Source organism: Halopolyspora algeriensis, assembly GCF_003337235.1.
GTDB classification, from domain to species: Bacteria; Actinomycetota; Actinomycetes; order Mycobacteriales; family Pseudonocardiaceae; genus Haloactinomyces; species Haloactinomyces algeriensis.
The window spans coordinates 63,311-76,180 of record NZ_QPJC01000005.1; the positions used below are offsets into that span (position 1 = coordinate 63,311).

Here is a 12,870-nt window from a genome sequence, read left to right on the forward strand (position 1 = left end):
TGCTCCCGCTGGTGACACGCATCCCGGATGAAGAAGGTGCGCGAGCAGCGCCTACGGCGCGGGACAGCTCCCGTCCGAGACCATCATCCCGATTTCCATCGCCGAGACCGCAGGACCGGCATGGTCTCCCCGGACCGCGTGCGCCCCCATCTTGCACAGCCGCCCCGCCTGTTCCTCCGTGCGCACTCCCGCGGCGACGACGGTCAGGTCCAGCAGCCGTGCCGAGGAGACCAGACTGTGCACCAGATGCTCATCCAGCGGGTCCGGTTCTGTGGATGCTGCCAGGCTGTCCAGGTATTTCCCGGCGATCTCGACGCCCTGCACCGGAAGCCCCCGCAACCGGGCGAGCCGCGTGTAGTCGCTGCCGAAATCCCGCACCACCAGACCGATACCCGACTCGGCGAGGATGTCCAGCGTATCCACGGGGTCGCCCTGCTCGTCGAACAGCGCGGACTCGGGCACGCCCAAGCGAAGCCGGTCGGCGGGTAAACCGGTCTCGGCCAGGGTCCGCTGGACCTCGGCGACCAATTCGGGATCGAGGAAATGCCGCGGCGACAGGTTCACACCGACCGCCGGGGCAGCCGCACCGAGAGTCCGTACCCAGTGCGCGGCATGCGCACACGCCTGCCGCAGCACCCAGTTACCGAGGCGCGTGATCGCGCCGGTCTCCTCGGCCAGTTCGAGGAAGCTCGCCGCACCGAGCTCACCGAACTCGGGATGGTCCCAGCGCACCCGGGACTGCACCGCGACGAGACCGCTGTCGTCCAGCCGCGCGATCGGGCGGTATTCCACGAAGAACTCGTCGTTGTCCAGTGCCGCGGGCAAGGTGGCCGAGAGCTTGAAGCGCCGCTTCGCAGCGGCGCTGCGCTCCGGATCGAACAGGACCCACTGCGCCTTGCCCTCGGTCTTGGCCCGGTACAGAGTGAGGTCGGCGTCGCTGAGCAGTTCCTCCGAATCGGTGTCGGTGACCGCCCGCTCCACGATACCGGCGCTGGCCGAGGCGTTGAGCTCGTGCGCGGAGAGCCGCACGGGACGGGTGATCTCGTGCAGGAGACGTTCGACCAGGTCCAGCACGGACCTCACTCCCGGGGAGTCCGGCACGAGGACGACGAACTCGTCACCACCCATCCGGGCGGCAAGCGCTCCCTCCTCCGCGGTGATTCGCTGCAGGCGGTGCGCGACGGCACGCAGCAGCTCGTCGCCGACGGGGTGCCCCAGGCTGTCGTTGATGGTCTTGAAACCGTCCAGGTCGAGGTAGCACAGGGCGATGCGCCGCCCGGGCTCCGTCGGCACCAGCGCCGCATCCATCCGGGAGGTGAGCAGTGTCCGGTTGGCCAGCCCGGTCAGCGGGTCGTGCACGGCCTGGCGGTGCAACTGCTCCTGCAGCATGCGCCGGTCGGTGATATCGGCGTAGAGCAGCACCTGGTACTCCGGGCGGCCGTGCGCGTCCCGCACCAGAGACCCCGAGACCTCCGTCCACACCACGCTCTCGTCCCGGGCGCTGAAGCGGGTGTCGAGCCGGAAGTGCTCCTCGACCTCGGCAACCAGCATCCCCTCGGCCTCCCGGAGGTCCTGCAGCCAGGCCTCGTCGGCGAGGTCGAACACGGTGCTGCCGACGAGTTCCTCCCGCGAGGCGTGAAAAATCCTCGCCATGGCCTGGTTCGCGTCCTCGATGGTGCCGTCCAGGGCGACGATGGCGATCCCCAGAGCCGAGGAGGTGAACACCGCGCGGAAGCGGGCCTCGCTGGCACGCAGCGCCTCTTCGGCGGTGTCCCTGGCCTGCAGGACGGCCTGCTTGATGACCTCCTGTTCGGACAAGGTGCGTTCCCGCAGGCCCGCGGTGAAGCCACGGGCGATCGCACCGACCAGTGCGATCATCCGTGACCACGAGACCTCGTCGCCTGCGTGCTCGGCCAGCTCCGGCAGGCCCGTGGCGACGAGATCGAGCGTGCCCTCCAGCGCCCGACCGTCGACGAGATGCGCCTCGACGAGGCGGGCACCAACCTCGGTGGCCGGTCCGGTGGAGAACGGTTCACTCCGCAACGAGGCGAGAAGCTGCCCGGTGCACTCGTCCAGGAATTCCTGGAGCTCCGGGCGAGCTCTCGGTACGTAGGTGTGGCCGAGAACCGCGTGCGCCCACTGCCGGACGAACTCGTGCCGATCCCGCTGTTCGGCCATGGCAGCTCCCTGCGTCCTCCCTCCACCGGATCCGTCGTGCACGCTTCACACCTTGTGTCCGAGTGCCGCGTACCCCATCGAGAGCTCGGGCTGCTCCCAGACGTCCTCGGGGCTGTCCGGCCGCCATTCCGGCAGATACACCACGCCGGGGTCGACGAGCTCGAAATCGGACAGCAAATCGGTGACCTCGGCACGCGAACGCATGGTCATCGGGTTGCTGCTGTTGGCGTACAGATCGATCGCGCCCTGCGCGTCCTCGGGGAAGTCGTCCTGCGTCAGGTGCGAGAGGCCGAGGTAGCTTCCGGGGGCCATGCGTTCGCTGTACTGACCGATGATCCGCTTCGGCTGGGCCGAGTCCGGCACGAAGTGGAACAGCGCCACCATCAGCACCGCGATGGGTTCGTCGAAGTTCAGCAACTGCTTGGCCTGCGGGGAGTCCAGGATCTCCGCCGCATCGACCAGGTCGGCCTGCACGACGTCCGCGTACTCGTTGCCGTCCAGAATCGACCGGCTGTGGGCGACAGCCACCGGTTCGTTGTCCACGTAGACGACCCGGGCCTCGGGAGCGATCTCCTGGGCGACCTCGTGCACGTTGCCCGCCGTCGGGATCCCGGAGCCGATGTCGAGGAACTGGCGGATCCCCCGGTCGACGCAGTAGCGCACCGCCCGGCGCAGGAACGCACGGTTGTCCTGGGCCAGCGCCTTGGTCTGCGGCACCATCGCCACGACCTGCCGGGCGAGCTCGCGGTCCACGGCGAAGTTGTGCGCGCCGCCGAGGTAGTAGTCGTAACAGCGGGCCGCGCTGGGCTTTTCCAGGTCCACGTCCTTGGGCAACCAGTTCGGTCGGTCTTCCACGGTGTACTCCTTCTCTCTCGGTCGGGTGACCCGCGCGGACAAGCGGGCACCGACCCGTCTGCGGTGCTTCGCCCACGGCGGAGTCGCCGCTGCACGGAGCTTTTCGGAAACCACCGCCGAGAGATCAACTCCGATCCTACTGTGACGCACCGCGTTCGGTCACTCACGACTCGTCGGTTTTTCGTGATCACTGCAGGTGTTTAGTGATCACTCCGAGTTTCTTCTCGGGTTCCGGTTCCGCAGGCGGGACCACCGCACCACAACGGCCGAAATCCACGCTGATGTCTCCGGCTCGGCGGACTAGAGTCGGCCGAAGCGGCCCACGGGCACTGCTCACCACCCGACACGTGTCGAACTCCTGCCCGGCGACGCAACGTCCGGGACCGAGACCCGCAGAACGGAGGCACGGTGATGCCCTGGCAGTGGTTCTGGGCTCCCGATTACTGGATGGCGAGGGCGGTCGTTCAGCACCTGCTGGGGGCCCTCTACCTGCTCGCCTTCCTCAACGCCGTGAACCAGTTCCGCCCCCTGCTCGGCGAGCACGGGCTCACTCCGGCACCGCGGTTTCTCGCCTCGGCCGGGTTCCGCCGCGCCCCGAGTGTGTTCCACCTGTACTACTCCGATCGGTTCTTCGCGGTGCTGGCCTGGTACGGCGTCCTCGCCGGCGCGGCAGCGACTCTCGGGCTGGTGAACGCGCTGCCGCTCTGGGCGTCGATGGCGGTCTGGAGCACGCTGTGGATCCTCTACCTGTCCATCGTCAACATCGGCCAGATCTGGTACGCGTTCGGCTGGGAGTCGCTGCTGCTGGAGGCGGGATTTCTCGCGATCTTCCTGGGCCCGGCCGATACCACTCCGCCCGCGCCGGTGCTGTGGTTGCTGCTCTGGCTGTTGTTCCGCGTCGAGTTCGGGGCCGGGCTCATCAAGCTCCGGGGCGACCCCAGCTGGCGCAACCTCACGGCGCTGTACTACCACCACGAGACGCAGCCGATGCCCGGACCGCTCAGCCGCGCCTTCCACCACCTCCCGCGCCGGCTGCACCGGGTCGAGGTACTCGCCAACCACGGCACCCAGCTGATCGTGCCGTTCGTCCTGTTCGCCCCGCAGCCGGCCGCCAACGTGGCCGCGGTGATCGTCATCGTCACGCAGGCGTGGCTGTTGCTCAGCGGCAACTTCGCGTGGCTCAACGCGATCACCATCGTGTTGGCCTTCGCCGCGATGGACAACCGGATGCTGGGATGGGTGCTGCCCGTCGGCCCGCCGGACACGGCTCCCACGCCACTCTGGCACCGGGCCACCGTGCTCGCGGTCACGCTCGGAATGATCGTGCTCAGCTACTGGCCGGTGCGCAACATGCTCGGGCGGCGACAGGTGATGAACCGCAGCTTCAACAAGCTGCACCTGGCCAACACCTACGGTGCTTTCGGCAGTGTCACCCGCACCCGCTACGAAGTGATCATCGAGGGCACGGTGGATCCCGACCCCGGTGACACGGCGGACTGGCGCGAATACGAGTTCCGCGGCAAACCCGGCGATCCCTCGCGGCGTCCCCCGCAGATCGCCCCCTACCACCTGCGGCTGGACTGGCTCATGTGGTTCTGCGCCCTCTCGCCGAGTTACGGGCGCTCCTGGATGACCCGGCTGCTGAAAGCTCTGCTGCACAACGACCGCCGGATCCTGAACCTGCTGCGGCACAACCCCTTCCCGGATCGGCCGCCGGTGTTCGTCCGTGCCCGGATGTTTCACTACCGCTTCAGCACACGGGCCGAACACCGCGCCACCGGAGACTGGTGGGTCCGCGAACACGTCGACGACTACGTGCCACCGGTCTCACTCACCGACACGGCGTGAGCGACTTTCCGGCAGCAGGTGTGCGCACGCGCGGACGCCGCATGGAACGGCGGGGCACCGACCACCCAATCGCGTTGCAAGGCGGCTTCTCACCAGTCCGGGCGCAGCGGCATGTGTGCGTCGGCACCGTCGAGACGCACCCCCAGCGTCTGGTGCAGCTGGATGTTGTTCTGCTCGAAACCGAACCGCGACGCCGCCATGTACAACCGCCAGGTCCGAGCCCGCTCGATTCCCACCTCGCGGACCGCGTCGTTCCAGCGCTCGTCGAGATTGGCCGACCATGCGGCGAGAGTTCTCGCGTAGTGCTCGCGCAGGTTCTCCTCGTGCCGGACCTCGAAGCCGTTGTCGTGCATGGCCGCCATCACCGCGGCAGGAGACTCCAGTTCTCCGTCGGGAAACACGTACCGGCTGATGAACTTGCCTGCTCGTGCGGAGCGCAAGCCGTCCGGGCGGGTGATGCAGTGGTTGAGCAGCCGCCCGCCCGGACGGAGTTTCTCCCGGAGAAAGGCGAAATAATCGGGCACCTGTGCCTGTCCGATGTGCTCGGTGAGTCCGATGGAGCTCACCGCGTCGAAACCGGACTCGGCCACATCGCGGTAGTCGAGGTGGCGCACCTCGGCCAGATCGGCGAGTCCCCGCTCGGCGATGGTCTTCTGTGCCCACTGCGCCTGCGCACGGGACAGGGTGACGCCGAGGGCACGGACCCCGTAGTGCTCGGCGGCGTGCAACACCATGCCGCCCCACCCGGCGCCGACATCGAGCAGACGCATGCCCTCGGACAAGCCGAGTTTGCGGGCGACCAGCTCGTGCTTGGCGAACTGTGCCTGCTCCAGGCTCGACGCCGCTTCGGGGAACACCGCGCAGGTGTAGGTCATCGACGGGCCCAGGACCCACTCGTAAAAACGGTTCGACACATCGTAGTGGTGCGAGACGACCTTGCTGTCCCGCTTCTTGGAGTGCCGCAGGCCACGTGGGCGCGCCTCGTGTGCGGGCGGGCGCACGGGCCACCACAGCCGGTGCGCGGCGAGCTTGAGCATCAGCTCCAGCCGGACACGAGCGGGCACCTCCTCCAGGCTGATGGCCGGAAAACGGGTCAGCGCGGTGTACATGTCCCCGTGCACCTCCAGATGCCCGGTGACGTAGGCACGTGCCAACCCGAGCTCATCGGGCGAGGCCGCCAGATGTGACAGCGCCAGTGGGGAGCGGATCTCCATCCGGATGTCGGCGCCGACACGCCCTGCGCGGCTACCGTCGTAGGCACGAAACTCGACCGGCAGGTCCCGGCCGAGCACACGAGGCAATATCTCCGCCACGTCCATCACCGATTCTCCCTTCGCCGAGGTCACGTCCCGCGCACGCACTTGTCGTAGAGCCCGGGAAGCCGGGAATGCGCGTCGTAGCGCTCCTTGAGTCGCCGGTAGGCGGGCCGGTTGTACAGTCGCCAGAACTCGTCCTCGTCGTAGAAGGACGTCGAGTACAGGGATTTGTGACCATCCAATTCGGTCACTTTGCTCTCGATGGCCCGGTTGTGGCTCGAGCTGTGCTGCCCCGGTGCCAGCGGCACGGACGACCAGAACCCCACGTTGACGTAGTGGGTTCGGGGATCCATCGGGTACAGCGGCCACCCCTCGGGATCACGCAACCGGACCGGACACAGCCAGACGGGGCTGATCCCGATGTCGCGGTGGAAGAACTCCAGGAACTCCTCGAGTCCGTCGAGCGGGATCTCGACATCCTGGATCACCGGCTCGTGCGGGGGTCGTCCGAGCCGGCGAGCGATTCGCTCGGACAAGCCGAAGCGACGGTCGAGGGCGACCAGCCTGCGATACACGTCCGAGCGCAGGTACCGCCGGGGCCAGAACGGGCGCACGAGCGGGTGCTGGGCTCCCAGGGCGCGAGAACACCAGAACCAGTCGGTGTCCCAGCGCCAGAGGTAGTCCCGGATGTGCAGGTGGTCGATCGCACGCTGCCGGATCGAGCGATAGTAGATATGTCTGCCGGTGTAGTCGCTCGGCTCGGGCGCTTCGGTCACGAGCGTCGCCAGGGTCAGGTACACCGACGTGGCATCGAAGACGGTGCCGTCGACGAAGTCGATCCGGCTGCCCTCGAAAGTCCCGGTGCGCCAGATCCGCTCCAGCGTGGCCACGCAGTCGGCCACGCCGTCGAAGCGCACGTGGCGGAGCCGGACATACGGTGTGACCGGTTCGAGCTCGATCACCAGGCGCAGCGCGTATCCGAGCGAACCGTAGGAGTTGGGAAACCCCCGGAACAGTTCCGCGTGTTCGTTGTCCGGGCGCGCGAGCACGACCCGCCCGTCACCGGTCAGGATTTCCATCTCGCGCACGGATTCGTGGGGCAGGCCGTTGCGAAACGAGGAGGATTCGATTCCCAGCCCGGCCACCGCGCCACCGAGCGTGATCGTTTTGAGCTGGGGGACGACCAGCGGCATCAATCCGTACGGCAGGGTCGCGTCGACCAGGTTCTCGTACGTGACCATCCCCTGTACATCGGCCGTTCGGCTGTCGGGGTCCACCGAGATCACCCGGTCCAGGCCGCTGACATCGAGGCCGGGTGCCCGGGATGGGGAACGGAAACGGAACAGGTTCGAGGTGCGCTTGGCCAACCGGACCGGAACCGACTTCGGGATCCGCCCGTACTGCGCCGACAGGGCTGTGACCTCGTCGGAATGGTCGTCACGAGTGATGGCTGCTGCCGAATCGGCTCCCATGAGCACGACGATATTGCCACCGCCCCCCGTCGGCATCCCCTCGGCCGGCGAGCAACCTGATCAGAGCAGTGGGGCGATCACCCGGCGCGGCGCAGTGCCCAGGCACGCAGTCCCCGGAAGCCCTGCACCTTGTTGGGGCCGATGGAGGTCAGCGAAAAATCACGGTGGTCCCGCAGCACGGCGGCGCACTCCCGGTCGATCAGGACGGAAGCGGGCCGGGCCAGGGTGGTCAGGCGACTGGCGATGTTGACCGTCGATCCGTACACGTCACCGAACCGGGCAAGTACCCTTCCGCGAGCCAGACCGATGCGCAGCGGGGGCAGCCTGGGTTCCGCGGCGACACCCTCGTTCAGCGACAGCGCGATCTCGGCGGCGCTCTGGGCCGTATCGGTGACGAAGAGGACCTCGTCGCCGACGGTCTTCACGATGCGCCCGTGATTTTCGGCGATCACCCGGGTGACGAGGTCCTCGAAGTCGTCGATCAACCTGGCGAGCTCGAGTTCGCTGAAGTCCCGCACGAGCCGGGTGTAGCCGACGAGGTCGGCGAATCCCACGACCAACGTGGGCTCCTCGACACGAGTGTCGGTCTCGTTGAGCTCCCGACCGGCAATGGCCGCGAGGTGTCGGCGCCACACGTATCCCTGCAGCTGGTCCATCACCGGCAGGACCGCCTCCGCGAACTGCGCGGTCGTGTCGATGTCCTCGGCGAACTTCGTGCCCAACACCGACTTGAAGATTCCGACCTGCCACTCGGCCAGCCGCGACATGGTCTGGGCCAGGGACCGCGCCACCGCGGTCTCCACCTCGGAGGTGATGATCTCGGCGGAGACCAGCTGGACCAGCATGCGAAGCGCCGTCACGTCGGCCTCGGTGAACACCACCTCGTCATCGGCGACATGCGCGAACCCCATCGCCTCCCAGAGCCGCTCGGCACGCGCCAACTCGACCCCGGCCGCCTCGGCGACCTCCGCCTTGCGGTACCGGGGTTCACCACCGAGCAGGGTCCGTTCGATCGGATCTTCGGAGGACACGAAATTACCGCGCGGTTCGAACGACGAGCACATCGCTGTCCGAGCGCCGGGAGACCTCCGAGGGGACCGATCCGATGATGCGTCCTTTGAGCGTGTTCAGTCCGCGGCTTCCCACGACCAGGAGATCGGCCGCATGCTCGTCCGCCGCCTCGATCAGCGAGTTGATCGGCGGCCCCAGAACCGGAACCGTCTTGATGCTGTCCGCGCCCGCCGCACGGGCATGCTCGCCGGCCTCCCGCAATGTCTGCTCGGCCGGAGCCGCACCGACCACCTGGAACGCCTCGTCCCCGAGCTCGTCCTGAGCGCGTTCCACCTCCCGGTCACTGCTCGGATAGTAGGCGCACACGATCACGAGTTCGGCCGAGGAGTCACGTGCCACCTCCGCGGCACGGACCACCGCGCGCATCGAGGGCGAGGAACCATCCGTTCCGACGACGACGGTGCGATAGCTGGACATCGATCTCTCACCCTCCGGTGGCATCGAGATTCGCCTGGACGTGAACACTAACGATCGTGGTGCGCCGCCGTCACGCTCACCACGCGAACCTGCTCCTGGAGAATTCGGGCAAGCACGGCGGCCTCGCGTGAGCCTGCCGCTCCCACCCCGCGCCGGGCAAGCCGGCCGCCCCCGCACGGCGGACTCGCCCCTGCCGCCACGCGCCGGAGACGTCATCGCAATGCCGCCCCCGTGCTTCGGTGGGCCAGCAACAGCTGCAGGTGGACGTTCAGACGTTCCGCGGGATCGGCGAGGTCGAAACCGCCGAGCTCGGCGGCACGCCGGATGCGGTAACGCAGCGTATTGGGATGCACATGCAGCTCCTCACCGGCCACACGTACCTCACCGAACGCCTCCAGGTAGGCCAGCACCGAGCGGGCGAACTGCGTACCGTGCTCGGCGTCGTGCTCGATCAGCAGCGCCACGCGGGGATCACGCACCCGCTCGTTGTCCTGCACCAGCGTCAGCACCTCACTGACCAGGACCCGCGAGCGCACATCGGCGATGGTGGCGACTTCGGCCCGGACATCGTGGGCCATCGCATCGAGGATCCGGTCCGCATCGGTGCGCGACACGGCGACGTCTGCGAGTGTGGACGCCACCGAACCGATACCCGCCTGGACCCGCGCGCGCAGGTGGTTCTTCGCCGCCGCCACGATCTCCCGGGTCAGGCCGACGACGCCGGATTCCGCCGACCGGTCGGGCAGGTCGGGCAGGTCGGGCAACAACACGTAAACGCGGGAACCGATCATGGTGACCAGGGCGCTGCGCCGGTACGCGGCAGCGTGCACGGAGATCAGACTGGTCATCTCCGCACGCCGGAGCTCGATCTCGGACCGGTCGGTGAACTCGGACCGCTCGCCGGAGCGCAGCGTGAGCACGACGACGACGCCGGGCTTGCGGGCATCGGCTCCGATGTTGCCTGCCACGGAGTCGGCGTCGATCCGGCTGTCGAGCAAGCCGGTCAGCAGGTTCTCCCGGAACCGCGGCGCCGCGGTGGTCTCCGTCCGGTGCCGGATGAGCTGCAGCGCCGCAACCCGCGCTGCTCCCAGCAGCGCCCGGTCGGACCGGTCGCTCAACGGCTGGGCACCTTCCTGGACCCAGATCGTGCCCAGTGGCTGTGTCCCGGCGTGAATGCCCACCGCCATCCGGCGCCGGATGCCCAGGTCCGGCCGTTCGTCGATGTGCACTACCTCCTCGCCAGAGCGAAGGCGCCGGTATATTCCCCACTCGCGCAGCATCGCCAGGAACGGCTCCGGGCCGCGGCGTCCCAGGATCGACAGCCTGCGCAGCTCGTCGACTTCGTCGTCCGAGCGCGAGTAAGCCAGCACCCGGTTCGCGGTGTCCTCGACACTAACGATGCCGCCGGTCATGGCCGCCACGGTCTGGGCGAGCGAGAACAGGTCTCCCATGGCCTCTCCCACGTCCGCCTCCGTGGACAGCCGCGCGTTGTCGACGGCGGAGCGTGCGAAAGCCTCGAGTTGCTCCCAGCGCACTTCCGGGCGCACTCCGAGCAGCGCGACGCCGCCGTCGATGGCGGTCTCGCGCAGGGCACGCGCGTCCTGATCGCCCTCCACCTTGACCGCCACCGCCGCCGCACCCCCGCGAGCCGCCGCGCGCACCAGTCGAACGGCGGAGCGGCCACGTGCACCGATGACGAGCACGAGATCACCGGAGCGCGTGCCGGCATCCTCCTCCGGGTCGACAATGACGACATCGCGCACCTCCACGTCGAACCCGCGGGGCGCGGCGAGCACGTCGACCAGTGGTTCGGCCACGGTGATGAAGAGCTGACGCAGGGGCACGGCGGCCGTCGGCGTGCCGCCATGCCCGCCCGAGCTCTCATGTTGTTCAACCGAACAATCCATGGCCGACAACGATAGCCGGACGAACAAATCATGCCGAGCAGCAAGTCCCTAAGCTCGACGGTCAACGGTGCGCCACAGCACACGACAACAGGTCTTCTCCTGGCTCGACAGGACTTCGCACGAGGAGGCGTGAGGATCATGGATGCCATCACTTCGGTCCCCGTTCCGCAGAACGAACCGGTCAAGTTCTACGCCCCCGGATCGACGGAACGGGAGTCGCTGCAGCGACGAGTGGCCGAACTGAAGTCCGAGCGGATCGATCTGACCACGACGATCGCGGGCAAGCAGCTGATGGCCGGGGGTGAGCGGTTCGATGTCGTACAACCCCACCACCACGCACACGTACTCGGCACCTGCGCACACGCCACCGGCGACGATGTCGCCGAGGCCGTGCAGGCGGCCAAGGACGCCGCGGCCGCGTGGAGCGCGACCCCCTTCGACGAGCGCGCGGCGGTCATGCTGCGAGCGGCGGACCTGCTGTCCGGGCCGTGGCGCGACACCATCAACGCCGCCACCATGCTGGGCCAGTCGAAGTCGGTCCATCAGGCCGAGATCGAAGCCGCCTGCGAGCTCATCGACTTCCTGCGGTTCAACGTGCACTACGCCCGGCGCATTCTCGCCGAGCAGCCGAACTCCGTGCCCGGTGAGTGGAACCGCATGGAGTACCGCCCCCTGGACGGCTTCGTCACCGCGATCACACCGTTCAACTTCACCGCCATCGCGGCGAACCTGCCCACCGCCCCGGCCCTGATGGGCAACACCGTGGTGTGGAAGCCGACACCGTCACAGCAGTTCGCCGCGCACTTCACGATGCGCCTGTTGGAGGCCGCGGGTCTGCCGCCCGGAGTGATCAACATGGTCACCGGCGACGGCCGGGCCGTCAGCGAGGTCGCCCTGACCGATCCGGACCTGGCGGGCTTGCACTTCACCGGATCGGCGGCGACCTTCCGCACGCTGTGGAAGACGATCGGCGACAACATCGACAACTACCGCACCTACCCGCGCATCGTCGGCGAAACCGGAGGCAAGGACTTCCTCGTCGCCCACCCGTCGGCCGATCCCGCTCCGATCGTGACCGCACTGGTGCGCGGGGCGTTCGAGTACCAGGGGCAGAAGTGCTCGGCGGCCTCTCGGGCCTACCTCCCGCGGTCGCTGTGGGAGTCGGGACTGCGGGAGGAACTCGTCGAGGCCACCCGCAGCGTCACCTACGGTGACATCAGCGACTTCTCCCACTTCGGTGGCGCGGTGATCGACGCCAGGGCCTTTGCCAAGCACAAGGCGGCTCTGGATCGTGCCGCCTCGGAACCGTCACTGGAGATCCTGGCCGGTGGCGGCTACGACGACTCGGTCGGTTACTTCGTGGAGCCGACGCTCATGGTGGGCACCGATCCCACCGACGAGGCGTTCACCACCGAGTACTTCGGGCCCATCCTCGCGGTGCACGTCTACGACGACAACCGCTACTCCGAGATCCTCGAGACCGTCGACAGCACCAGTCCCTACGCGTTGACCGGTGCCGTTTTCGCCACCGACCGCAGTGCCGTCGACGAGGCCCACCGCACACTGCGGCACGCGGCAGGCAACTTCTACGTCAACGACAAGCCCACCGGCTCCATCGTCGGCAGGCAGCCCTTCGGCGGCGGCCGCGCCTCCGGGACCAACGACAAGGCCGGGTCGATGTTCAACATCCAGCGCTGGACCAGTCCTCGCGCGATCAAGGAGACGTTCGACGCTCCCACCCACCACACCTACCCGCACCAGGGCTGACCAGCGCAAGCGCCTCCACCCACTGCCGCAGCACCGAGGTCCGGACATCGCCGTTCCACCCCGGCGGTGTCCGGACACCATCGGGTGGCAGGCGCCGAG

9 protein-coding genes are annotated in these 12,870 nt (G+C 68.0%); 2 read left to right on the plus strand and 7 right to left on the minus strand.

Annotated features, from left to right (window positions below; translation table 11 throughout):
* Positions 1-51 precede the first annotated feature (51 nt).
* Positions 52-2,178: a putative bifunctional diguanylate cyclase/phosphodiesterase gene (locus tag DFQ14_RS09945; protein ID WP_114452934.1), complete on the minus strand. Its 2,127-nt coding sequence runs from the start codon at positions 2,176-2,178 to the stop codon at positions 52-54.
* A gap of 45 nt (positions 2,179-2,223) precedes the next feature.
* Positions 2,224-3,033, minus strand: a complete 810-nt coding sequence (locus tag DFQ14_RS09950) for an SAM-dependent methyltransferase (protein WP_114452935.1) — start codon at positions 3,031-3,033, stop codon at positions 2,224-2,226.
* Between the two features lie 411 nt (positions 3,034-3,444).
* On the opposite strand from DFQ14_RS09950, the gene DFQ14_RS09955 reads away from it, so the two are divergent.
* Positions 3,445-4,881 (plus strand): lipase maturation factor family protein, encoded by a 1,437-nt coding sequence (locus DFQ14_RS09955; protein WP_114452936.1) that lies wholly within the window; start codon positions 3,445-3,447, stop codon positions 4,879-4,881.
* Between the two features lie 89 nt (positions 4,882-4,970).
* Here DFQ14_RS09955 and DFQ14_RS09960 read toward each other — a convergent pair whose 3' ends face one another.
* The 5 genes from DFQ14_RS09960 to DFQ14_RS09980 form a co-directional block, all read right to left on the minus strand.
* Positions 4,971-6,200, minus strand: coding sequence for an SAM-dependent methyltransferase (locus DFQ14_RS09960; protein ID WP_114452937.1), 1,230 nt, complete (start codon positions 6,198-6,200; stop codon positions 4,971-4,973).
* Between the two features lie 23 nt (positions 6,201-6,223).
* Positions 6,224-7,609 carry an FAD-binding oxidoreductase gene (locus DFQ14_RS09965; RefSeq protein ID WP_114453094.1) on the minus strand — a complete coding sequence of 462 codons (1,386 nt, stop codon included), beginning with the start codon at positions 7,607-7,609 and terminating at the stop codon, positions 6,224-6,226.
* Between the two features lie 77 nt (positions 7,610-7,686).
* Positions 7,687-8,640 carry an adenylate/guanylate cyclase domain-containing protein gene (locus DFQ14_RS09970; protein WP_338072596.1) on the minus strand — a complete coding sequence of 318 codons (954 nt, stop codon included), beginning with the start codon at positions 8,638-8,640 and terminating at the stop codon, positions 7,687-7,689.
* A 4-nt stretch (positions 8,641-8,644) separates the two neighbouring features.
* A complete protein-coding gene (locus DFQ14_RS09975; RefSeq protein ID WP_114452939.1) occupies positions 8,645-9,097 on the minus strand; it encodes a universal stress protein in 453 nt (150 codons plus the stop codon).
* 212 nt (positions 9,098-9,309) lie between these two features.
* Complete coding sequence (locus DFQ14_RS09980) at positions 9,310-11,004, minus strand: PucR family transcriptional regulator (protein ID WP_114452940.1); 1,695 nt, start codon at positions 11,002-11,004, stop codon at positions 9,310-9,312.
* 138 nt (positions 11,005-11,142) lie between these two features.
* On the opposite strand from DFQ14_RS09980, the gene pruA reads away from it, so the two are divergent.
* Positions 11,143-12,771 carry an L-glutamate gamma-semialdehyde dehydrogenase gene (pruA, locus tag DFQ14_RS09985; protein WP_114452941.1) on the plus strand — a complete coding sequence of 543 codons (1,629 nt, stop codon included), beginning with the start codon at positions 11,143-11,145 and terminating at the stop codon, positions 12,769-12,771.
* Positions 12,772-12,870 lie beyond the last annotated feature (99 nt).

Coding starts and splice junctions, on each gene's coding strand:
- DFQ14_RS09945 (WP_114452934.1), bottom strand. CDS start 2,178: ATGGCCGAACAGCGGGATCGGCACGAGTTCGTCCGGCAGTGGGCGCAC.
- DFQ14_RS09955 (WP_114452936.1), top strand. CDS start 3,445: ATGCCCTGGCAGTGGTTCTGGGCTCCCGATTACTGGATGGCGAGGGCG.
- DFQ14_RS09960 (WP_114452937.1), bottom strand. CDS start 6,200: ATGGACGTGGCGGAGATATTGCCTCGTGTGCTCGGCCGGGACCTGCCG.
- DFQ14_RS09965 (WP_114453094.1), bottom strand. CDS start 7,609: ATGGGAGCCGATTCGGCAGCAGCCATCACTCGTGACGACCATTCCGAC.
- DFQ14_RS09975 (WP_114452939.1), bottom strand. CDS start 9,097: ATGTCCAGCTATCGCACCGTCGTCGTCGGAACGGATGGTTCCTCGCCC.
- DFQ14_RS09980 (WP_114452940.1), bottom strand. CDS start 11,004: ATGGATTGTTCGGTTGAACAACATGAGAGCTCGGGCGGGCATGGCGGC.
- pruA (WP_114452941.1), top strand. CDS start 11,143: ATGGATGCCATCACTTCGGTCCCCGTTCCGCAGAACGAACCGGTCAAG.